At 60.4% G+C, this 23,275-nt stretch carries 20 protein-coding genes; 18 read left to right on the top strand and 2 right to left on the bottom strand.

Annotated elements, in window-relative coordinates:
• Positions 1–47: 47 nt before the first annotated feature.
• The 18 genes from EX00_RS15225 to EX00_RS15135 all read left to right on the top strand — a co-directional run bounded on the left by EX00_RS15225 (position 48) and on the right by EX00_RS15135 (position 21,908).
• Entirely contained in the window at positions 48–1,742 is a 1,695-nt protein-coding gene (locus EX00_RS15225) for a hydantoinase B/oxoprolinase family protein (RefSeq protein WP_047460370.1), read from the top strand.
• Complete coding sequence (locus tag EX00_RS15220) at positions 1,739–3,802, top strand: hydantoinase/oxoprolinase family protein (protein ID WP_047459220.1); 2,064 nt, start codon at positions 1,739–1,741, stop codon at positions 3,800–3,802. Before EX00_RS15225 ends, EX00_RS15220 begins: the two co-directional genes overlap by 4 nt.
• A complete protein-coding gene (locus EX00_RS15215; protein WP_047459218.1) occupies positions 3,802–4,887 on the top strand; it encodes an ABC transporter ATP-binding protein in 1,086 nt (361 codons plus the stop codon). Before EX00_RS15220 ends, EX00_RS15215 begins: the two co-directional genes overlap by 1 nt.
• Positions 4,888–4,942: 55 nt before the next feature.
• A complete protein-coding gene (locus EX00_RS15210) occupies positions 4,943–6,121 on the top strand; it encodes an ABC transporter substrate-binding protein (protein WP_047459215.1) in 1,179 nt (392 codons plus the stop codon).
• Between the two features lie 65 nt (positions 6,122–6,186).
• Positions 6,187–7,056, top strand: coding sequence for an ABC transporter permease (locus tag EX00_RS15205; protein WP_047459212.1), 870 nt, complete (start codon positions 6,187–6,189; stop codon positions 7,054–7,056).
• Positions 7,053–7,871, top strand: a complete 819-nt coding sequence (locus tag EX00_RS15200; RefSeq protein WP_047459211.1) for an ABC transporter permease — start codon at positions 7,053–7,055, stop codon at positions 7,869–7,871. Before EX00_RS15205 ends, EX00_RS15200 begins: the two co-directional genes overlap by 4 nt.
• A gap of 318 nt (positions 7,872–8,189) precedes the next feature.
• On the top strand, positions 8,190–9,668 hold the full coding sequence (locus EX00_RS15195; RefSeq protein WP_047459208.1) for a sugar ABC transporter ATP-binding protein: 1,479 nt from the start codon (positions 8,190–8,192) through the stop codon (positions 9,666–9,668).
• A gap of 56 nt (positions 9,669–9,724) precedes the next feature.
• On the top strand, positions 9,725–10,729 hold the full coding sequence (locus EX00_RS15190; protein WP_047460368.1) for an ABC transporter permease: 1,005 nt from the start codon (positions 9,725–9,727) through the stop codon (positions 10,727–10,729).
• Between the two features lie 85 nt (positions 10,730–10,814).
• Complete coding sequence (locus EX00_RS15185; protein WP_047459205.1) at positions 10,815–11,804, top strand: substrate-binding domain-containing protein; 990 nt, start codon at positions 10,815–10,817, stop codon at positions 11,802–11,804.
• A gap of 58 nt (positions 11,805–11,862) precedes the next feature.
• The gene (locus EX00_RS15180) at positions 11,863–12,636 is read left to right on the top strand and encodes an SDR family oxidoreductase (RefSeq protein ID WP_047460365.1); all 774 of its coding nucleotides are present in this window, start codon (positions 11,863–11,865) and stop codon (positions 12,634–12,636) included.
• Between the two features lie 33 nt (positions 12,637–12,669).
• Positions 12,670–13,662: a dihydroxyacetone kinase subunit DhaK gene (locus tag EX00_RS15175; protein WP_047459202.1), complete on the top strand. Its 993-nt coding sequence runs from the start codon at positions 12,670–12,672 to the stop codon at positions 13,660–13,662.
• A 13-nt stretch (positions 13,663–13,675) separates the two neighbouring features.
• Positions 13,676–14,317: a dihydroxyacetone kinase subunit DhaL gene (gene dhaL / locus EX00_RS15170; protein ID WP_047459200.1), complete on the top strand. Its 642-nt coding sequence runs from the start codon at positions 13,676–13,678 to the stop codon at positions 14,315–14,317.
• A gap of 154 nt (positions 14,318–14,471) precedes the next feature.
• Positions 14,472–16,568, top strand: coding sequence for a bifunctional sugar-binding transcriptional regulator/dihydroxyacetone kinase subunit DhaK (locus EX00_RS31085; protein ID WP_080761253.1), 2,097 nt, complete (start codon positions 14,472–14,474; stop codon positions 16,566–16,568).
• Between the two features lie 58 nt (positions 16,569–16,626).
• Positions 16,627–17,283, top strand: coding sequence for a dihydroxyacetone kinase subunit DhaL (gene dhaL / locus EX00_RS15155; protein ID WP_047459197.1), 657 nt, complete (start codon positions 16,627–16,629; stop codon positions 17,281–17,283).
• A 129-nt stretch (positions 17,284–17,412) separates the two neighbouring features.
• On the top strand, positions 17,413–18,225 hold the full coding sequence (locus tag EX00_RS15150) for a class I SAM-dependent methyltransferase (RefSeq protein WP_047459195.1): 813 nt from the start codon (positions 17,413–17,415) through the stop codon (positions 18,223–18,225).
• 205 nt (positions 18,226–18,430) lie between these two features.
• Positions 18,431–19,627, top strand: coding sequence for a patatin-like phospholipase family protein (locus tag EX00_RS15145; RefSeq protein ID WP_234709021.1), 1,197 nt, complete (start codon positions 18,431–18,433; stop codon positions 19,625–19,627).
• An 81-nt stretch (positions 19,628–19,708) separates the two neighbouring features.
• Entirely contained in the window at positions 19,709–20,173 is a 465-nt protein-coding gene (locus EX00_RS15140; protein ID WP_047459193.1) for a DUF1801 domain-containing protein, read from the top strand.
• Positions 20,174–20,372: 199 nt separating this feature from the next.
• The gene (locus EX00_RS15135) at positions 20,373–21,908 is read left to right on the top strand and encodes a glycosyltransferase family 39 protein (protein WP_052210747.1); all 1,536 of its coding nucleotides are present in this window, start codon (positions 20,373–20,375) and stop codon (positions 21,906–21,908) included.
• A gap of 102 nt (positions 21,909–22,010) precedes the next feature.
• Here EX00_RS15135 and EX00_RS15130 read toward each other — a convergent pair whose 3' ends face one another.
• Together EX00_RS15130 and EX00_RS15125 are read right to left on the bottom strand one after the other, a co-directional pair.
• Entirely contained in the window at positions 22,011–22,613 is a 603-nt protein-coding gene (locus EX00_RS15130) for a 2-hydroxychromene-2-carboxylate isomerase (protein ID WP_047459192.1), read from the bottom strand.
• The gene (locus EX00_RS15125) at positions 22,610–23,194 is read right to left on the bottom strand and encodes a TetR/AcrR family transcriptional regulator (RefSeq protein ID WP_047459190.1); all 585 of its coding nucleotides are present in this window, start codon (positions 23,192–23,194) and stop codon (positions 22,610–22,612) included. Before EX00_RS15125 ends, EX00_RS15130 begins: the two co-directional genes overlap by 4 nt.
• Positions 23,195–23,275: the final 81 nt, after the last annotated feature.

The raw sequence follows: 23,275 nt of genomic DNA, 5'->3' as shown, positions 1-23,275 counted from the left end.
ACCAGCCTAGTCTACACGCAACGATAGTGATGAGGGTGACCGAGACGATGACCATTGAGGCAATTTCCGTCGATCCCGTGACTCAGGAAATCATCGAGGGTAAGCTGACGGCTGTCGTCGACGAGATGGGGATCGTCATGGCGCGCACCAGCATGAGCCCCGTGATCTATGAAGTTCTCGATTTTGCCTGTGGGCTACTGACGTCCGATGGCGAGCTCGTCGCGCAGATGAACGGTATCACACTGTTCACCGGCACCTTCGGTGTCCAGGTGAAGGCGTTGATTGAGAAATCCGCCGGAAATCTCTCCGATGGTGATGTCCTTCTCTCCAACGATCCCTATGCCGGCGGCACCCATGCCTGCGATTTCGCCATCGTCAAGCCGTTGTTCGTCGATGGCGAAATTCTCGGCTATGCCATCAATGTTGCCCATTATCTCGATGTCGGCGGCTCGGTGCCGGGAAGCCTGGCGCCGAATGCCACCTCGGTTTTCCAGGAGGGAATACGTCTGCCGGGCGTCAAGATCGCGCGCTCCGACGTCTTTTCGAACGACATCCTCAGCATTATTTGCGAAAATGTGCGCCTGCCGGAAATCGCTCTCGGTGATCTCAACGCGCAGGTGGCGACAGTTCGGGTCGCTGCGCGGCGTCTAACCGAACTTGCGGCGAAATACGGGTCCGATGTCGTCAGGGCGGCTTTCGCCAATCTGTTGACAGCCAGCGAAAAGCGCAGCCGGGCAGCGATCGCCGCCCTTCCGGATGGCCGTTATGAAGCGAGCGATATCATCGATGGCGACGGCATCACTGATGCGCCGATCCCCGTGCAGGTGGCGGTCACCATCGACGGCGACAGCATTATCGCGGATTTCACCGGTTGTCCGCCGGCCGTGCCCGGCCCCATCAACTGCGCGCGCGGCGCCTTGCAGTCGGCGGTCAGAACCATCGTCAAGGCATTGGTCGGGCCGCAGGAGCCGTCCAACGAGGGATGGTTCCGTCCCTTGACCGTGATTGCGCCGCCCGGAACGATCTTCACCGCGGAAAAGCCTTCGCCGACCGGCTGGTACTATGAAGGGTCGGTGCATGCCTCCGAGCTCGTCTGGAAGGCGCTTGCGCCTCTGGTGCCGTCTCGCTTCTCCGCCGGTTCCTATTCCAGCCTCTGCGTTGTCTACATCTCCGGCAAGGATCGCAACGGACAGCCTTTCATCCATATCGAACCGCAGCATGGCGGCTGGGGTGCGAGCGAAGAGGCTGATGGCGCCGGTGCGTTGATAGCGCTGACGGACGGAGATACCTATAATTATTCGGTCGAAGCCATCGAGGCGCGGTTCCCCTTGCGGGTCAAGAGTTACGGCTACAATATCGAAGCCGGCACTGGCGCTGGTCGCAGGCGGGGAGGGTTCGGTATCGTGCGCGAATATGAAATCCTCAGCAAGGACGCATCCGCCTATGGCAGTTTCGGCCGCACCCGCACGCGCCCCTGGGGTATGGACGGCGGCGGAAGCGGAACGGTGAATGCGTTGCAGATCGCATCCGCGAGCGACGGCAAGGTGCGGACTTACGGCAGGATCGCCCATATCGATCTCAATTCCGGCGATATCCTGCGTGTCATCACTGGCGGCGGCGGGGGATGGGGCGACGCGCGCCAGCGCGAACAGCATCTGATCGAGCGCGATTTGCGCAATGGCTTCATTACCGAAGCACAGGCCGTGAAGCTTTACGGTTACCAAACGAAAGTGGCAGTATGATCAGACTGGCAACGGATGTCGGTGGCACGTTCACCGATCTCGTCGGATATGATGAGCGTAGCGGCGAACTGTTCACAGCCAAGAGCCTGACGACGGTGCCCGACCAGTCTATCGGAGTGCTCGACGCGATCGCTTCCGCCGAAGCCAAGGATGGGCTTCGCACACGGGACGTCACGTTTTTCGCCCATGGCGGCACGACGGTCATCAATGCCATTACCGAGCGCAAGGGTGTGCGAACCGCACTGGTGACCACGGCGGGCTTTCGCGACGTTCTCGAGATCGGTCGCGGCAACCGTCCCGATCTCTACAATCTGCGGTTCCGCAGTCCGGCCCCCTTTGTTCCCCGGAGCTTACGCTTTGAGGTGCGCGAGCGACTCGACGCTTCGGGAAAAATCATTACGCCGCTGCAGGTCGAAGACCTCAAACCGATTATCGCCCAGTGCAAGGCGGAAAAGATCGAGGCGGTCGCGATCCTGTTCCTGCACAGCTATACAAATCCCGAGCACGAGATTCTTTGCGCCGATATTCTGGCCGCTGCGCTACCGGATGCGACTGTCTGCGCCAGCTACGAAGTCTCGCGTCAATGGCGCGAATATGAGCGTTCGAACACGGTCGTTCTCAATGCCTATGTCCAGCCGATCATTCGCCGCTACTTCGCACGGCTGGAAGATGCGCTGATGCGGCGCGACCTGACGTGCCCCTATTACGCGATGCAGTCAAACGGCGGTATCGCCACATTCGAACAGGCGGTGAACAGTCCGCTGACCCTGGTCGAATCCGGTCCGGCCGGCGGTGTGGCGGGCGCGGCACGGATAGGCAATGCGCTCGGCGAGAGCGAAGTCCTGTCGCTCGATGTCGGCGGCACGACCGCCAAATGCTCGCTGATCCACGGCGGGCGCCCGACGCTGAACGTCGAATACAAGCTCGAACATACCCGCATCGAGCCCGGTCATCCCATTCAGGTGCCGGTGGTCGATATTGTCGAGATCGGCTCCGGCGGCGGCTCGATCGCCTGGCTCGACGAACGCGGCGTCCTTCGTGTCGGCCCGGAGAGCGCTGGTTCCATGCCAGGCCCGGCCTGTTACGGTCGCGGCGGCACGAAACCGACATTGTCGGATGCCATTCTTTTGATCGGGATCTTTGATCCCACCAATTTTGCCGGCGGCTCCATGCACCTCGACAAGCAGAAAGCGGCCGAGGCGATTGCCACCATCGCCGCGCCCCTCGGCTTGAGCATCGAGGATGCCGCGATGGCAATTATCGATATCGCTCATGCAAGCATGATCAATGCGCTGAAACTGGTGACAGTCCAGCGCGGGCATGATCCGCGCGAAGTGGCCTTCGTCATCAGTGGTGGTGCCGGCCCCGCGCTTGCAACCAGGCTCGGACGGGATCTGAGCGTCAAGTCGACGGTCATCCCGCTTCATCCCGGCCTTTTTTCCGCCTGGGGCATGCTCGCCGCCGAGCCGCGCGCCGATTTTCGTCATACCTGGTTTTCAGCACTGACGGCCGAGGCGATCAAGGCGCTGTTGGCGCGCTTCGACAAGCTCGAAAAGGAAGCGATCGCTTATTTCGCCAAGGGGCAGGATGCCGATATCCGCTTCACCTATCAGGTCGAGGCGCGGTATCGCGGACAGGAACACGGCGTTTTTGCCCATTTCCAACGCGGCGACGATCGTGAGGTCTTTGCCGAGCGCTTTCATTCTGTCCATGAGCGCGCCTATTCGTTCCGCTTGCCGCACGCGGCCATCGAGATCACCACGCTGCATCTCGAAGCAGTTCTGAACGGCCCGGTGATTGCTCTGCCGGCTTTGTCCAAAAACGGACGCAGTCTCGAAGCTGCGTTGACAGGACGGCGCAATGTCTATTTTGGTGCTGTTCCTGGCTGGGTCTCTTGCCCGGTCTATGAGCGCAGCCTGCTGGCGCCCGGTCTGTCGATCGAGGGTCCGATGATTGTCGAGGAGGCAACGGCGACGACGCTCGTACAGGAGAACCAGCAACTGAGCGTCGCCGATAATGGCGTGCTGATCATTCGCGAAAGCGTCTCCGAGGCAGGCTAGTGGCTATATCCATTCAGATCGAGAAGGTCAGCAGGGAGTACGGGCCGGTTAAGGCTCTTGACGATGTAACGCTCGATATCGCCGCCGGTGAATTCTTTACACTGCTTGGGTCGTCGGGTTGCGGAAAGAGTTCGCTGTTGAAGCTCATCGGTGGTTTCGACAGGCAGACCTCTGGCCGTATTTCCTTCGACGGCAAGGATGTGAGCGACGTGCCGGCCAACAAGCGCCCGGTCAACACCGTCTTCCAGAGCCTTGCGCTTTTTCCCCATATGACCGTCGCGCAGAATGTTGGCTACGGGCTGCGGCTGAGGGGGCTATCAGGTGGTGCGCTCGCGGCCAAGATCAACGATGCCCTTGATCTCGTCGAGCTCTCCGGTTTCGGCCCGCGCGACGTCAATCTTTTGTCCGGCGGCCAGCGTCAGCGTGTCGCCCTTGCGCGGGCCCTGGTCATGGAGCCCGGCATCCTGTTGCTCGACGAGCCGTTGACCGGCCTCGACGAGCGCCTGCGCCAGCAGATGCGCGACGAATTCGCACGACTGCACAAGCGCACCGGCGCAACCTTCGTCCTCGTCACGCACAATCAGGACGAAGCGCTCAGCCTCTCGGATCGCATGGCCGTGATGCACAAGGGTCGTATCGAACAGGTGGATGCACCCGCCCGCTTCTTCGAGGCTCCGGCCAATGCTTTCGTCGCTCGTTTCGTCGGCATCGATACGCTGGTGCGTCCGGAGAAGATCACGACGTCCGACGGCCAGACATACGCGGTCATTGCCGGGCAAAATGTGCCGGTGCGGGTCGCCGGTCCGGTGGACCCGCTGCAGTCCGTCGTTGCCATCCGCGCGGACCGGCTGTTTCTCGCTGCCGCGGATACACCTGAAACGCTGATGCTGACCGTGGTCGAAACGACATTTCGCGGCCTCTATCACGATCTCAAGCTCGCCTTCTGGGATGGTCAGATACTGACGATGGCGATTGAGGAAGAGGCGGGGTTTGGCAGGCTCGAGGCGGGAAGATCCATCCGGGTCGGCTTGAAGCCGGATGCCGCCGTTCTGATTTCCGATGCGGGACTATTGCCTACGAGCTGAATGGCTGCTTTGTGGTGTGAAGAGTGATTCAACCGGACCGCAAAGGGGAATGGCAATGACGAAGCATGTCGGAATGTTTGCATCGGCGCAGCATAGCAATATGCAGCGGCGCGATTTTCTGAAGCTTATGGGGGCAGGGGGGGCTGCCTTGTCGGCCGGCAGTCTTGGCTGGGCCTCGCGTGCCGCCGCGCAGGATGCCGCAACGGTCGCCTTCTGGGCAACCGCGACGCTGGATATCGGCGACAAATGGAAGGCATTTGCCACACAGAACGGCGTTGCACCCGAGTTCACCGATAACGGCAACGACATCGGCCCGGTCATTGCCCGCCTCGCCGCCGGCAATGCCAATGATCTTTTCGACATCGGCGGGTTCCAGGGCGGTGCCGAGAAGGAACTGGCGCGCCAGGGCGTCATCATTCCCTGGGATCTGACGAAGATCCCGAACTACGAAAGCGTCTGGCAATGGGCCAAGGATATTCCTTATCTCAAGCATGACGGCAAGCAGTACAGCATCCCGACCGTCGTCAACGCCGACTCGATCATCTACCGGCCCGACAAGCTCGGCAAGGTCGATAGCTACGGCGTCATTTTCGATCCCAAGCTCAAGGGCCGCGTGGCCATGGAAGATGCCTGGATCAACAGCGCCATCTTCACCGCGATGTATCTGAAGGAGAGCGAAAACAAACCGATCGTCGAGCCGGGCAACCTGACCGAATCCGAACTCGGTCTGGTCATGGAATTCTTGATCAAGCACAAGAAGGACGGCCAGTTCCGCACCTTCTGGAATGGCTGGGAGCAGGGCGTTCAGCTGGTGGCCGATCAGGAAGTCGACGCCATGACCGGCTGGGAACCGATCGTTTACGAAGGGCGCAAGCGTGGCCTCCAGGTGGAATATGCCGCGCCCGTCGAAGGCTATGAGGCCTGGGGCAACAATACGGTGCTCCTGAAGGGTGCTGGCGATCGCGGTGTCACCGACGTCGCTCATAAATTTGTCAACGGCCTGCTCGGCGGTTTCTATGGTTGCGAACTCGGCCAGGCCCGTGGCTATCTTGTGCCGACCGACAACAACCTGGCCTATGCCAAGGCCCATCCGGACGAATACAAGCCGGACGAGGTCGAGAAACTGGCCGAGCATGTCAAGGCCAAGTTCGCCGGCAAGGTCTATTGGCAGAACACCCGGCCGGATAATTTCCAGCTTTACGAAGAGTGGTGGCAGAAGCTTCGTAACGCCTGAGTTTCATAATCGTGGGCAGCGGCGATGTCTCCCTCGCCGCTGCCGTCCACTCTTGAAGGCCTCGTATGTCCAGAGCACGTTTGCCGATTTCGTCAATGCTGATGGCGCCGCCACTGCTGGCGATCCTGGCGTTCGGACTGCTGCCCTTGATCGTCGTCGTCGTCTGGAGTTTTTGGAGCTGGGATCCGGTGACATACTGGATCAAGCCGGACGTGAGCCTTGCAGGCTACGCCGGCATCCTCGAGGCCGGACGCTGGACGGTCATCGTCTCGACCTTGATCAAGGCATTCGGCACGGCGCTGCTATGCCTGTTGATCGCCTATCCCACCAGCTATGCGATCCATTTCCTGGCCGGGCGGCGGCTGAACGTCATTCTCCTGGCGCTGATCACCATTCCTTTCTTCACCTCCTATCTGATCCGGTCCTTTTCCTGGCGACTCGTGCTTGGACGTGTCGGAATTATCAATGACTGGCTGCAGGCTGTCGGCATCACCGATGCGCCAGTTGACTGGCTGCTGTTCAGCAATTTCGCCGTCATCGTCGGGCTGGTTGCTTCCTATCTGCCGTTTGCAATCTTCCCGTTGTTGCTGTCCATGCGCCGGGTTGATCCAACCTATCTGGCGGCCGCCCAGGACCTTGGCGCGGGATTCTGGAAGGGCCTGACGACGATCCTCTTGCCGCTGACAAAGTCGGGCATCTTTGCCGGCTTCCTGTTCGTCTTCGTCATGGTGGTGGGCTCGTCCACCGAGGTGCAGATGCTGGGCGGGGCGGGCGCTTCGATCGTGTCGGTGATGATCAACGACGTCATGCGCGTCGCCAATTATCCGATGGCCTTCGCCATTTCGACCATCGTGCTTGCCGTGATCTTCGGTCTTGTGCTGATAGGCAACCGAATCTTCGGCCTTGCATCGCTATTCGAGGACCAGTCGCCATGATGTTGCGCGAAGGTCTTGCCAACCGTGTTCTGCTTTGGGTCGTCACCATCGCCGGCTTGCTCGTGATCTATGCGCCGCCGCTCTATCTGCTGGCGATCTCCTTCAATCCCGCCCTGCAGCCGGGCTTGCCGAATATCTCCGAACTCAGTCTCAAATGGTACGCATCGCTGCCGCAGGAGACGGCGCTGATCGGTGCCTTGGAGCAGTCGCTGATCATCGCCACGGCGACGGCGGTTCTTGCAACCATCATGTCGCTGCTGGCAGCACTTGCCTATTTCGAATTGCGCGCGCGCCGGACCGCGTGGTTGCTGGCGGTGATCCTGCCGATGTTCGTGCCGGGTGTGATTCAGGGGCTGGCGCTCTCGGCGGTGTTTACGCGCGCGGGCATCAAGGCGTCGACCCTGACGGTCATCGCCGGTCATTTGCTGTGGGCCATGCCTTTCGCATTCATCGTCATTCTGACGAGCTTTGCGGCGGTGCGGCGGTCCTATCTCATCGCAGCGGCCGATCTTGGCGCGAACTGGGGGCGCCAATTTATCGATATCACCTTGCCGCTGGTCCGCCCCGGACTGATCAGCGCCTTCATCTTTTCCTTCCTGCTGTCGCTCAACGAATTCACGCGGGCCTTCTATCTGGCCGGACGGCAGAACACTTTGCCCGTGGTGCTGTTCGGGAAGATGAACTCCGGGGCCTCGCCGGTGATCTACGCCATGTCCGGTGCCATCTTCCTGATCTCGGTCCTGTGCGTCGCATTGATTGCGCTCCGGTTTCTGTGGCAGGGCCGGGTAGCGGATTCAGTTCGCAACAGCGGCTGAGTTTGCCAACATACTGGCAGGTGCCGAGGCTCCCATCGGTTCGCCAAAACGGCAATCCGCGATCAATTCACCATCGATGACTCTCTCGCTCTGACCTTCGACGTCTCGGCGTGGTCCCGCTCGGCTTGTCTCTCACATGAGCTGCACTCCCATGGAGCGAAGGCTTTTCCGTGTGATCGGCGTCCGACATATCGCATCTTCATTTGGTAACTTGACATTTGTCGATACTGAGTCGAATAATGTCAAAATGCGCCAACCGAGGAGGCCATGGGTATCTCTGGACCCCATGTTTCGGGTTGCGCTTGAGGAGGCGAAGTCGTGGAATTCCTGCTTGAGGTAGACGGGCTGCAGAAGTCCTTTGGTGGCGTCGCGGCATTGCGCGATGGCCGTTTTCAGCTGCGGGCGGGCTCGGTGCATGCGCTTTGCGGCGGCAACGGCGCCGGCAAGTCGACCTTCCTCAAGATCCTGATGGGTATTCACGCGCGCGACGCAGGTCTGATCCGCCGTCGTGGCAAGGAGGTCGACTATGCGAGCCCCGCCGAAGCGCTGGCGGCCGGCATTGCCATTATCGAGCAGGAGCTTAGCCCTATCCCGCACATGACCGTGGCCGAAAACATCTATCTCGGTCGTGAGCCGTCGGCCCGCTTTGGCGGCATCGATTTCAAGACGATGAACCGTAGCGCCCAGGCCCTTCTCGATCGGCTGGAGTTCAATATCCGCGCCACGCAATTCATGATGAACCTCTCCGTCGCGCAGGTGCAACTGGTGGAGATCGCCAAGGCGCTCAGCCACGATGCGGAAGTGATCTTCATGGACGAGCCGACCTCCGCCATTGGCGAGAAGGAGGCCCAGCAGCTATTTGCGACGATCGAGCGCCTGAAGGCCGAAGGCAAGGGCATCGTCTATGTCTCGCACAGGCTGTCGGAGATCTTTCAGATCGCCGATGCCTACACGGCCTTTCGCGACGGCTCCTATGTCGGCAGCGGCGCTATCGCCGACGTCGACAGGGCTGGCCTGATCCGCATGATCGTTGGCCGTGAACTCGGCGAGGAATATATCAAGACAAACACACCGACCGCCACCGCCGGATTTGAAGTTTCCGGCCTGACAGCCCCCGGCAAGATCGAAGACATCTCCTTCGCGGTGAACAAGGGAGAGATCTTCGGTATCTACGGCCTGATGGGGTCGGGGCGAACCGAGATTTTCGACTGCATATTCGGCCTCGACAGGCCGATCAGCGGCGACATGAAGCTGGCCGGACAAGCCATATCGGTCAGAAAGCCGGCCGAGGCGATGCAGCATGGCATCGCCTTCGTGACCGAAGACCGCAAGCTGACGGGGCTCAATCTCAGCGACAGCGTCCGCAACAATATCTGCCTTGCCAGCCTGCCGGAAATGAGCCCGCACTTTTCGATGGACCGCCGCGCGGAAGCCGCCGCCAGCACGGCGATGATCGAGCGTTTCGACATCAAGGCGGCGCGCGACAGCATGGCGGTTTCGGGCCTGTCTGGCGGCAACCAGCAGAAAGTCGTGCTTGGTAAATGGTTCCTGCGCAAGCCGAAGGTGCTGCTGCTGGACGAGCCGACCCGCGGCGTCGATGTCGGCGCCAAGCGCGAGATCTACCGCATTATCTGCGACTTCGCCGCCGAAGGCGGCACGGTCATCATGATCTCGTCCGAGATCGATGAGGTTCTCGGCATGTCTGACCGCATCCTGGTGATGCGTCAGGGGCGCTCCGCCGGGATCCTTGAACGGAAAGAGGCCGACGCACAAGCGCTCGTCCACCTGTCGACATGACCGCGACAGGCAACGACGAGCGACAGGGTCGCGACCGGCAACAAGAGGTGTTTCATATGTCCGCCACAGACAATAATCGATCCAGCGCCTGGTTCAGTTCGGACCGGCGCCGGGTGATCATGCAGGAATACGGGATCTTCCTGGCGTTCCTGCTGCTCGCCATCGTTCTTTCCGTTTCGAACGAATATTTCCTGACGGCGGGCAACATATCGAATGTGCTGTTGCAGACCTCGATAAACGGTGTCCTGGCAATCGGCATGACCTTCGTCATCCTGACACGGGGCATCGATCTATCCGTCGGCTCCGTCGTCGCGCTCACCGGCATCATCAGTGCGAGCTTTGCGACCACCTCCGCGACGGCGGGCATTGTGGGCGCACCCTATCCACCCTATGTGGCGCTCGCGATCGGGCTGCTAGTCGGTGTCGCATGCGGCGCGGTGGTGGGGTTGATCGTCTCGCGCTTTGCCGTGCCGGCCTTTGTCGCAACGCTCGGCATGCTTTCCGCGGCCCGCGGCCTGACGCTGATTTATGGCGGCGGCAAACCGGTTCCTGCACTGACCCCCGATTTTCGCTGGATCGGCACCGGGACCGTTTTCTCCATCCCGATGCCGGTGATCCTGCTTGCGATCGTCTTTGCCGTCTCCTGGTGGGTGCTCAATCGCACGCGATTTGGCCGATATATCTATGCCGTCGGCGGCAATCCGCATGCGGCCAACACGTCGGGCATCAACGTCACCCGGTTGCGCTTCCTCGTCTATGTGATTTCCGGTGGTCTTGCCGGTCTGGCGGGCATGATCCTTTCCGCACGTACCGGCTCCGCGCTGCCCCAGGCTGGCATTGCCTATGAGCTCGATGCAATCGCCGCCGTCGTCATTGGTGGAACCAGCCTTTCCGGTGGTGTCGGGCGCATCACCGGCACGTTGATCGGGGCGCTGATCATCGGCGTCATGAACAACGGCCTCGATCTGATGGGGATCCAGTCCTACTACCAGCAGGTCCTCAAGGGCGCGCTCATCGTGGGGGCGGTGATGCTCGACCAGAAACGAAATCTGGGCGCTTGAGCCCGAAGACATTCGGGTGCCGCGCACCCGGAAACCAAACGGCGCGCCAGAACGGCCGCCGGACTATCAACGGAGGAGATTTACTATGAAGAAATTACTGATTGCCCTTGCCGCCGCAACCGCGCTGCTGGCTTCACCGTCCCTGGCGCAGGACAAGAAACTGAAGATCGGCGCCGCGCCTTACGGCCTCAACGCCGAATTCATGCAGATCTGGTCCGCAGCACTCCAGCAGCATCCCGCCGTCAAGAGCGGCGAAGTCGAGCTGACGATCTTCGACGGCCGTTACGACGCTCTTGTTCAGCAGGAGCAGTTCAACACGATGATCACGCAGAAATTCGACGCGATCATCTTTGCACCGATCGACATCGAAGCGGGTGCGACGGCGGTTCAGGCGGCCCATGACGCCGGCATCCCGGTCGTGGGCTCCAATACAAGGGTGAATTCCGACCTGTTGTCCGCCTATGTCGGTTCCGACGACAAGGTTTCCGGCTACATGGAAGCCAAGACAGTGCTCGACAAGATCGGCTGCAAGGGCAATGTCGTGATCCTCGAAGGCCCGATTGGCCAGTCGGCTCAGATTTCCCGCCTTGAAGGCAACAAGAAGGCGCTTGCTGAGTGCCCTAACGTCAAGGTCATCGAGGACCAGACCGCGAACTGGTCGCGCGCCGAGGCGCAGACGCTGATGGAAAACTGGCTGACCTCGCATCCGGGACAGATCAACGGCGTGATCGGCCAGAACGATGAAATGGCGCTCGGCGCGATCGAGGCGATCAAGGCGGCAAAGCTCAATGTCGGCGATTTTGCCATTGCAGGCATCGATGGCATTACCGATGCGCTTCACGCCGTCAAACAGGGCACCATGACGTCCATCCTGCAGGACGCCACTGCGCAGGCGCAGGGTGCGCTGGATCTCGCGATCTTCAACGCCAAGAAGGGCACCTACAAGCCGGAGTCCCCGATCTGGGCCGAATATCCGCAAATGCCGTTTAACGACGGCAAGGACAAGAACTACAACGTTCCGTGGACCCCGGTGACCACGGAGAATGTCGACAAGCTGCTTGAAACCCGTAAGTGAAATCGATCCGGTGGGGCGAAAGTTTCGCCCCACTCCACCCTATCGAGGCTTGAACAAGATGACTGATAAAGCTCCAGACATTGATTTGAATTTCCCGCTCTCCGGCAAAGTCGCTGTTGTGACAGGCGGTGGATCCGGCATTGGCGCCGCGGTCGCGGCTGCCTTTGCGTCCAAGGGCGCGAAAGTCGCGGTTCTGGATATCAATGTCGATATTGCCAGGGCAAAAACTGCCGAACTGGGCGGCGATGCCAAGCCGTTCGCCTGCGATGTTGCAGATGCAGCCTCCGTCAACAAGGCTATCGCCGATGTCCTGTCGCACTTCGGCCAGATCGACATTGCGGTGAACAGCGCCGGCGTGGTTTTCCTCGCGCCCGCCGAAGACCTGTCTGAGGACCACTGGGATAAGACGATCAACATCAACCTCAAAGGCACCTTCCTGGTGACCCAGGCGGTTGGCCGCGCGATGATCGCAGCCGGCAAGGGCGGCAAGATCATCAACCTCGCCTCGCAGGCCGGCACCGTCGCGATCGAGGAACATGTCGCCTATTGCGCCTCCAAATTCGGCGTCATCGGCATGTCCAAGACCTTCGCCGCCGAATGGGGCAAGCACGGCATCTGCGTCAACACCATTTCCCCAACCATCGTCCTGACCGAGCTCGGCAAGAAGGCGTGGTCCGGTGAAAAGGGCGAGGCGGCGAAAAAGCGCATTCCTTCGGGCCGTTTCGCATTTCCGGAGGAGATCGCGGCGGCCGCCGTTTTCCTCTCCTCATCAGGAGCAGACATGATCAATGGCGCCGATCTCTTGATCGATGGCGGCTACACAATTCTCTGAGCGCAGGCGCTCGGGCATCCTACAGGAGACACTATGCAACGGTTCATCAACAATCCCGATGAAGTCGTCGAAGACACCGTAAAGGGCTTCGTCAAGGCGCATTCGGGGACCGTACGCCTTGCCGAAAACCCGCGCGTCGTCGTCGCGAAGAATGCGCCCCATGCCGGCAAGGTCGGAGTCATCACCGGCGGCGGTTCCGGTCATGAGCCTGCCTTCATCGGCTATGCCGGCAAGAATATGCTCGACGCTGTCGCCGTCGGTGAGCTCTTCTCTTCGCCGACGGCCAAGAGCTTCTACGACGCCGTTCGCGAGGCTAATGGCGGTCGCGGCGTGATCTGCCTTTACGGCAATTACGCGGGCGACAACATGAATGTGAAGATGGCGATCAAGCTCGCGGCCAAGGACGGCATCGAGGTTGCGACCGTTGTTGCCAATGACGACGTGTGCTCGGCCCCGCCGGAGGAGCGCGAGAAGCGTCGCGGTGTCGCCGGCGAAATCTTCATGTGGAAGATCGGCAGCGCCATGGCTTCGAAGGGCGCGAGCCTCGAAGAAGTGCGTGCCATTTCCCAGAAGGCGATCGACAATTGCCGCTCCGTCGGCATCGGTCTCGGCCCCTGCACGCTGCCGGCCGTCGGCCATCCGAATTTCAAGATCGAGCCCGGCACCATGGAAGTCGGTATCGGTCACCATGGCGAGCCGGGGGTTCGCGTGGAACCCCTCAAGACAGCTGCGGAAATCGCCAAAACCATGAGCCAGATCGTTCTGGACGATCATAACCTTGCCGCCGGCACCGAGGTGGCGGTCCTGGTTTCGGGTCTCGGCGCAACGCCGGTCAACGAGCTTTACATTCTGAACGACACGATCGAAACGCAGATCACCGCGCGTGGCCTCAAGATCTACAAGACCTATGTCGGCAACTATTTCACCTCGCTCGAGATGGTCGGCGCGACACTGACGGTGCTGGCTCTCGACGACGAGTTGAAAGAGCTTCTCGACGTTGAAGTCCAATGCACGACGTTGCTTTGAGGGAGACAGATCCATGCAGACATTTAGCAACGCAACGGCCGGCGATATCGTCCTGGCAATGGCCGACCGGATTGTCGAAAATCGCGCCTATCTCAGCGAGATCGACGGCAAGATTGGCGACGGAGACCACGGCGTCAATATGGCCAAGGGCTTCGGCATGGCCGCGGAGCGTATGAAGGGCAAGCATCTGTCGCTAGCCGCATCGCTTGATACGCTAGGCACCGTTCTGATGACCGAGATCGGCGGCTCGATGGGACCGCTCTACGGTGTGATGTTCATCGAATTCGCCGAGAAGCTGGAGGGCGTCGACGCCATAGACAGCGCGACCTATAGCCGGATGCTGCATGCGGGGCTTGAAGGCATCCAGGCAATCGGTGCGGCGAAAGTCGGCGACAAGACGCTCCTCGACACGCTCGTTCCGGCAACCGAAGCCTTCGATAGTGCGATCGCGGCCGGCGAGTCGTTTGCCGACGCGCTCGATGCGTTGGCGGCGGCGGCCGAAGCGGGCCGGGATTCGACGCTCAATCTGGTGGCGAAGATCGGCCGGGCGAGCCGTCTCGGCGAACGCTCGCTGGGCGTGCTGGATGCCGGGGCGACATCGTGTGCGATCATATTGAGAGAACTCTCTTTCGGCGCGCGCGAGAGGCTTCAATAGGTACCGCGATACTCGCCCACACAAGGATCTCCCAAGGCTGCGCGATCCCATTATTGTCGATGGGGTCGCGCGCCGCCCCTTTCTCTGAAGAAGCATTTGCAAACATGCTCTATTGCTTTCATCTTCGGACGACAAAAGGGAACCGCGGACAGTCATGACAGGCAAGACATCTTCAGTCGGAAAAACCGGTGTAGGCAAGGCGGGCGTGCCGGAAACATCGGACGCCATGCCGCTGCGCTACGGCGACGATCCCTACGTCTGGGCCTGCTGGCTCTATTATGAGGATGGCAGGACACAGGGCGATATCGCCGAGATCATGGGTATTTCGCGCGCGACGGTGAATAGCTATCTGGCCGATGCCCGCAGCCGGGGGATCGTGAACATTTCCCTCGAGCCGTCACGCCTGAGTTCGCTTTCGATTGCCATGGAGCTGAAACGCCATTTCGGCCTGCATGACTGCCTGGTCGTTCCCAGTGACGACGGAACGCGACCGCTGATCGATCGTCTCGGCACGGCGGGCGCCCAGGCGATCGCCAAGCTTTTGAAATCGGGTGATACCCTGGCTGTCGCCTGGGGGCGAACGGTCCTGGCGATAGCCGAGCAGGCGTCCGTACCCAATCTCCAGGATGTCACCATCGTCCAGGCGACCGGCGGCACGCGGGCGCGCTTTGCCTATACGCCGGAACTCTGCGCGGCGGCTTTTGCCAATGCGGTCGGCGGAAAGCTGATCAATATCACCGCACCGGCGATCGTTTCGACCGGGGAGGTGCGCAACATCCTGCTGCGGGAACCGCTGGTGGAAGACCAGTTCGCAACGCTTTCCAAAGCCAACAAGGCGCTGTTCGGCATCTCGTCGCTGCGCCCGAATTCGACCATCCACAGCAGCGGCTTCTTTGAATCCGTCTCGCTCCAGGACTATCTGGCGAAGAACGCCGTCGGGGTCGTGGCCGGCCGCTTCATCGATCCGAAGGGAGAGCCGGTCGCCGGACCGCTTGATGACCGGACCATCGGCATATCCCTCGACATGCTGAAGGCGATAGGGCTGCGCATCGCGGTTGCGGGCGGTTTCGACAAAGTGCCGGCGATCCTCGCGGCGCTGCGTGGCGGCTACATCAATGTCCTGATCACCGATGCCGCCACCGGTCGGGGTATCCTCAACGCCGACGGCGTAACCGAGATCGACCAGAAGATTTCGCAGCGCTCGCGAACGGACAATACAGTGCCACTGCCCAGCAGCTTTCGCACTCACATCAAGAAGTTCTTGAACAATCCCGACGATGTCGTCGACGAGATGCTCGACGGCATCGTCAAGGCGCATGCTGGCCATGTCGCGCCCATCAAGGGATCCAATCGCGCGCTTGTCGCCCGGACAGGACCGAGGCCGGGGAAGGTCGGGCTCGTCATCGGCGGCGGCACCGGCCACGAACCCTGCTTCGTCGGCTATGTCGGCAAGGGCCTTGCCGATGCGGTTGCCGTCGGCAATATTTTTTCGTCGCCACCGCCCACGCCGATCCTGCAATGCGCCAGGGCTGCATCCGGCGGCGAGGGCGTGCTTTTCGTCTATGGTAACTATGCCGGCGATGTGATGAATTTCGAGATGGCGGCCGAGATGGCGCAGGACGAACGGATCGATGTCCGCACCATTCTCACCACGGACGATATCGCCTCCTCTCCGGTGGAGGACAGGGAAGGCCGCCGCGGTGTTGCGGGGAACTTCTTCATCTTCAAGGTCGCCGGAGCCGCCTGTGATCGCGGGCTGTCGCTGGATGCCTGCGAGGCCGCGACGCGCAAAGCCAATGATCGAACCTATACGATGGGCGTTGCGCTGGAGCCCTGCTCGCTGCCGCAGACGCGCCGGCACAATTTCGAGATCGGTCCCGATGATATCGAGTTCGGCATGGGCATCCACGGCGAGCGGGGCGTCATCCGCGAGAAGATGATGACGGCCGACGAAATCACCGACAGGGTAATGGACCGCATTTTCGCGGAAATGAAGCCGACGCCCGGCGACCGTGTCGCCGTGCTGATCAACTCCTTCGGCGCAACGCCGCTGATGGAGCTTTACATCCTGTTCAGGCGCGTCGAGCAGCGGCTGAGCGCGAAGGACATCAGGATAGAAGCGAATTGGGTGGGGCATTACTGCACGTCGCTCGACATGGTCGGCGCGTCCATATCGATTTTGCACCTCGATCAGGAATTGACCGAGCTGCTGTACCATCCTTGCGATACCGCCGCTTTGAAGGTGGGATGAAGATGCGAGACGCGGGTCGGAGAAAACCGCCGCGATCTCCTGGACTGGGAGGAAGATTATGCCGGAAAACGCGGCGCGACGTTTGAGCAGCATGTTTCAACGCATATCCATAGCGATCACCGCGGAGAAGGATCATCTCTCGGAACTCGACGGCGCCATCGGAGACGCGGATCATGGGATCACCATGGCTCTCGGCTTCATGGCCGTGAATGCCGCGCTCGCAAAACTCGATCTGGAGCAAGTGCTTCCGTCGGATATTTTTACGGTTGCCGCCTCGGCGTTTCTGGACGCCGTCGGCGCATCCACCGGCCCGCTCTATGCGACTGCATTCCGAAAAGCAGCGCAAGCGCTCAAGCAGGACGAGTCCCTTTCGGATGCTCGCCAGGTTGCGATCGTCGAAGCAATGACGGCCGGCATAAAGGAGCGTGGCAAGGGGCAGCGCGGTGATAAAACTATGCTGGATGCCTGGATTCCCGCGACCGAAGCGGCCGTCAATGCACGGGCAAAACAATGCGGAACGCGCGAGCTCTGGAACAGCATCGTGGAGGCGTCGGAAACCGGCGCGAATTCGACCCGGTCTATGATTGCCGCGCGCGGCAGGGCGGCAAGGCTGGGAGAGCGCTCGCTAGGCCACGTCGATCCGGGTGCGGCATCGGCGGTGATCATCCTGCGCGCCATGAGGGATAGTTTCTCCACGAATGACTCGACAGGGTAGGGACTGGAGCAGTCATTCGGGTTGCGTGCGACGGATGGCTCGATGAATAACAGGCGATGGCGTCGGAGGCCCTGCCGATGTATACTCCTATTGGCCATCGGAGCCTGAGGCGCGATAGGATCATCACTTATGCCTGCCATGGACAAGCTGTTCGCGGGATCCATCCCTGAGATTTACGACACCTATATGGTGCCTCTCATCTTTGAGCCCTATGCATTTGACCTAGCCCGCCGGGTCGCGGAAGCGGCTCCCGCCCAAGTTCTGGAAACGGCTGCGGGAACCGGTGTCGTTACGCGAGCGTTGGCGCCGCTTCTCGATAAAAGCGCCAGCTACATCGTCAGCGATCTCAATCAACCCATGCTCGAAAGAGCCGCTGCTCGACAGGGCGCGGACGAGCGTATCGTCTGGCAACAGGCGGACGCGCTTTCCTTGCCCTTCGAGCATGAAAGCTTCGATGCGGTTGTCTGCCAGTTTGGCGCAATGTTCTTCCCCGACCGGGTCTCCGGTTATCGAGAGGCGCTTCGCGTTCTCAAACCTCGCGGCCGCTTTCTCTTCAATGTGTGGGATCGCATCGAGGAAAATGACTTTGCTCGCATAGTGACGGATGTCGCATGCAGCATTTTCCCGAGCGATCCACCCCGGTTCCTCGCTCGAACGCCGCACGGGTATCACGATGTCGGGCTGATCGAAGCAGAATTGCGGATGGCAGGCTTCACAGCCATCGAGATCACGACGCTTCGACATCGAAGCGACGCTTCAAGCGCCCGCGCCGCCGCGACTGCTTACTGCCAGGGGACTCCATTGCGCAACGAGATCGAAGCTCGCGACCCGAAGGCCTTGAAGACCGTTACCGACCGCGCCGCCGACGCGATTGCAAAGAAGTATGGCGAAGGCCCTGTCTCCGGAAATATCCAGGCGCATGTCATCGTCGCACGCGCCTAGCGGATTGACGATGCCGCGCTTGCGGTCCGTCGATTTGCTAGACTCGGCCACGGTTTGGTCACACGGCATTCACCAACGGAAATATGCGGAACATATCCGCGCCCATAGCCGACGCTAAGAACGGTTCACGCATGACGCGACAGCTTTCCCCGGAGTATCCGCGTTGCCGAACCGCAGCCAAGCCTACCGCAGATCTCTTTGCCTGTTGATCATCCTGCTTCTTCCCCTTGCGGGCTGCATGACCGCCTCGCGCCCGCAATACCGCGCAGACCAGTCCGCCGCCGCCGAGGTTCCGGGGTTTCCGGGGGTAAGATCCTACCTGGACGAAGGCTCCAGGTCGTGGGAAGACGCCTTTGACTGGCAACCCACCGCCGCACAGGAAGACGTCAATTACCTGATGATCTCGGGAGGCGGGGCTGGGGGTGCCTTCAGTGCCGGCGTGCTGTCGGCATGGACGAAGACAGGCAAACGCCCGCGCTTCGACATCGTCAGCGGCGTCAGCACCGGTGCGCTCATCGCTCCCTTCGCCTTTCTCGGATCATCCTATGACGATCTGATCGCCCGGCTCTACACCAGCGGCGTTGCAAAGAACCTCGTCGATCGCAGGCTTTTGCCAAATCAGATGCTTGGAAAGAGCCTTTTGCGCGGACGGACGCTTCGCAACATGGTCGATCAGTACATCACGCAGGACGTCTTCGACGCGATCGCGAGAGAACATCGAAACGGGCGCCGGCTCCTGGTTCTTACCTCCAATCTCGATTCACAGAGAGCGGTGGTCTGGAATATGGGCGCCATAGCCACAAGCGGCCGGCCGGGCGCCCTTCAGCTATTTCGTGACGTGCTTGTCGCCTCCGCAAGCATTCCCGGCGTATATCCGCCCGTGCTGATCAAAGTGCAGGCGGGAGACAGGCATTTTCAGGAGCTCCACTCCGATGGCGGCTCCTCCTCGCAAATTCTCACCTTCCCGAGCACGGTGCTGGCGTCGGCGTGGCATGCGCCTCGGGCGCAGACCCGGAGACTCAATATTTTCGTGCTCGTCAACAATGCGCTCATGCCTGAATTTTCCAACACGTCCGAGCGGACATTGCCCGTCATGGCGCGGGCATATGCCACGCTGATCAAGGCACAGGAGCGGGATGCGCTGATGGCGCTGTACGGCTGGGCACGCCGAACCGGCGCTACATTTCACGTTGCGTCAATCGACTGCCAAATTCCTTATGACATCGCCGACCCATTCAATGACCGCTATATGCGCACAGTATTCGATCTGGGTGAGCGCGAGACATTGAACGGAACCCTTTGGAACGATGCTCCGCTCTTCACCGCCGCCACGTCGAATCCCGAGTGCCAATCGGTGCCCTCACCATCGGTCGCGGTGGCCGCTCAGTCCTCGTCCAATTGATGCTCGGGAGAGAGGTCAGGAGTTGATCGGCTGACTCTGCTATGGTTCAGTCGTTATGCGTTTGGCGAGGAGACCGTAGCGATGAGGAAAGTGACAGCAGCCACGGAGAATAGCGACCCGAAGGATGGAAAGGGAGAAGCCTCTCCCTCTCAGCTGATCGATGCGAAGATCGAGGAGCTGGGTGATTGGCGGGGCAAGATGCTCGCGCGGGTTCGAACTCTCATCAAGCAGGCCGACCCCGAAGTGGTCGAGGAGTGGAAGTGGAGAGGTGTTCCGGTGTGGTCGCACGACGGGATCGTCTGCACCGGCGAGACCTACAAGAATGTCGTGAAAATGACATTTGCCAAGGGCGCTTCGTTGGAAGACCCTTCAGGCCTCTTCAACTCCAGCCTTGAGGGCAACACCAGGCGTGCCATCGATTTCCAGGAGGGCGCCAAGGTTGATGAAGAGGCGTTGAAGGCGCTCATTCGTGCGGCCGTGTCGCTGAACATGTCGGTGCGATCTGCCGCTCGCGTCCGTTCGCGGAAGAGCTCAGAGCGCGCTTGAGGAACATAGCGAGATGACGGGCATTCGGAATGAACCGGCGCGGTTGCTCTGAGATTTCCTCCCGGATGTACGCTCTCTTCTGGCCTCTGCTATAGGCTTTGCCTTCGTCACAGTGACGCACTATACCGCTTACCTAAAAGAGGCGCGGGTGCATGCCGTCGTCACTCGCGGACGAGATTTTCCACCAGAAGGAAAAACGATGAATAGCATTGACGGCGGCGAGCGTTCCGCCAAGTCGGGGTTGTTTTCCGCTCTGCGCTGGGTGCCTTGGGTTCTTGCCGCCTATTTCCTCGTGCAGGCCATCGTTCGCATCGCGTTGCCGAATTCGTTGCGCGTTGATGAGGCGCAGCAATTCGTCGTCGCGCAATGGCTTGACTGGGGCTATGATGCGCAGCCTCCTCTCTACAATTGGATTCAGCAGGGCGTGTTCGCTATCTTCGGCACCACATTGGCGTCGCTGGTGGTTTTGAAGAACGTCCTGCTCTTTCTCGTTTACTACACCTATTATCGGCTGGCCCGACTGCTGCTTACCGACAAGGGGCTGGCGGCCATCGCCACCCTGTCGCTGCTGACGATGCCGCAGATGTTCTGGCAGGCGCAGCGGGACCTGACCCACACGGTCGGGACACTGCTGGCGATCTGCCTGTTTCTGCACAGCGTCGTCACGACGCTCAAAAAGCCCAGCTTCATATCCTACGCGTCGATGGGTGTGTGGGTCGGCGTGGGGATGCTGACGAAGTACAATTTCATCCTGATCGTCCTTGCGACTTTCGCCGCCGTCCTCAGACATCCGGATGGGCTGAAGCGAGTTCTCGACAAGCGGCTATTGCTGACGATCCTGCTGGCGATCCTAGTCTTCCTGCCCCACGGTCTGTGGATGATCACCCATATGAACGCGGTAGTCGATCAGACCACGCGGACCATGTCGGAACAGGGAGAGGGCGGCAAATTTTCCGACATCGGAAATGGGCTCAAGGAGCTATTCGAGACAGGCTTCGCCATCATCGCGCCGACCGCTGTCATTTTCCTCATCTTTTTCCGCAAAGCGTTCGTGCGGAGTTTTCGTGCCAGAAGCGAATGGTCGGATTTCGTCGGCACGATTTTCGCCACAACGCTCGCCATACTGCTGCTGATGATCGTCGTGGTTACACTGACGGTGTTCCGGGATCGCTGGCTCCTGCCGTTCCTGTTCCTGGCGCCGCTGTATTTCTGCCTGAAACTGGAGGCGTCGGGGGTCGGGTCCGCTCAGGTGATCCGGAAATTTCTGTATGTGCCCTTCGCCATGATGTTGGTACTGCCGATGATCATTGCGGGAAGTGTGCTGGTTCCGAAACTCCTCGGCAGTTACGAACATCTGAACACCCCTTACACCCCGTTTCTCGAACAGGTCGTCGCGGCTGAAGGACGAAAGCCGGTGGCGGTGGTCACGACGACGTGGCAGAAAGCGGGCAATGTCCGCATCAATATGCCGGACACACCCGTGATCTCGATCGCCTATCCCCTGTACGACATCGATCATGCCAGCATAGGCCATCAACCTCTGTTGCTGGTCTGGAACGAGCGGGACGGCAAGCCATCGACGATGCCTCCCACGCTGACGCAGTGGCTGAAGGAGAAATACGGGGAGGCCCTGTCCAATCCGCAACAGCATGACATGGCTGTGCCATACTATTATGGCCGTGAACCCGATCGCTACCATTTCGGCTATGCCTGGGTCTATCCAAACGGAAAATAGCGGTTCGGCCGGTATCGTCGAATGCGCTGCCGGCCACTCCGTCGAGACGAAAGTGGCCGGGAAAGCGGGAGTTTCAGGTCTTCCATGACTTGCGGAGCTGCGTCAGGCGATCAGTTTTTCGCCGTTCAGATGGCGCTCCAGGAAGGGCAGGCTGTCCTGTCCCCAATAGAGTTCGCCATCATAGCGGAAAGTGGGAAAGCCGAAGACGCCGGCAGCTTTTGCGATGTCATAGTTCGAGCGCCAGAGTTCCTGTACGTCGCCTTGCTGTGACCGCGCCTCAAGCGCCGCGCCATCGAAGCCGGCGGCATCGGCGATCGCCTTGCGCACATCAGCGTTGCCGATGTCCTCGGCGCGGGACCAGAAGGCTTCCTGCAGAGCCTTCGTCAGCCCGATCCAGTCCTTGCCCTCGAGTTGTGCGGCAATCACCGTCAGGCCCGCGGGCGTCGGATCGGAAAGGCCGGCCCTGTTGTCCAGGTCGAGGCTCTTGCCGCGCAGCGCCGCCCAGCGCTTCAAGTCCTTGAACCAATAGGCGCGCCGTGGCTCCGGCCGGTTGCGTGAAAAGATCGCGCCGTTTTCTTCGACCAGAGGGATGACATAGGGCTGGATGTCCGCGCCGTAGCGCGCGGCAAGTGCAGCAAAGGGTTCAAGCCCGATAAAAGCCCAGGGGGATCCAATCCCGAAGAAATAGTCGATCGTCTTTGTCATTTTCCATTCCTGCTTTGAAGTCCACGGGACACTAATGCCCCGTCAAAAACCGTCAATGCACAATCCCTGGCGACCAGCACCGCATTCGGATCGCGATCGACGGCAACTGTTGCAAGCGCTCCTTCATAAAGAAGCGCAAGATGCGCAGCCGGTTGCTCCGATATCGCGCCGGCGCGCAGCATGATCGATTTGAAAATCGCGCGAACGGCACTTTTGTGCGCGCGTGCAACGGAAACCACGCGCTCGGAATCGCCGTGTTCGGCGACCGCGAGTGCAAAGGCGCATCCCCGGAATTCCGGACTGTCGGCCTTTTCGAACAGCCTGTCGAAGATCGTGGCCAGCTGGTCCCTGGGTTGCTCGATCGCGCTCGTCACCTCATCGAGCGAGTTCATCACGCGGTCGTGGCGCTGGCTCAGATAGGCGGCAACCAGATGATCCTTGGAGGGAAAGTGGCGATAGAGGGTCGCCTTGGCGATGCTGGCCTCTTCGATGATCCTGTCGATGCCGACGGCGCGGATTCCCTCCTTGTAGAAGAGGGCTCCGGCGACATTCACGATCTGTTCGGATATGGACGTTCTCATAATGCTATTCGGAATGCCTCTGTTTTTGATCTGGATGCGCCGATCCCGTGATGGTGTGGGATCGGGCGGGTTAATCTTCAT

Origin of the sequence: Martinezella rhizogenes (genome assembly GCF_000799715.1) — a bacterium.
In the GTDB taxonomy this organism is placed as follows: domain Bacteria; phylum Pseudomonadota; class Alphaproteobacteria; order Rhizobiales; family Rhizobiaceae; genus Rhizobium; species Rhizobium rhizogenes_C.
This window is presented reverse-complemented; position numbering and strand designations above follow the sequence as displayed.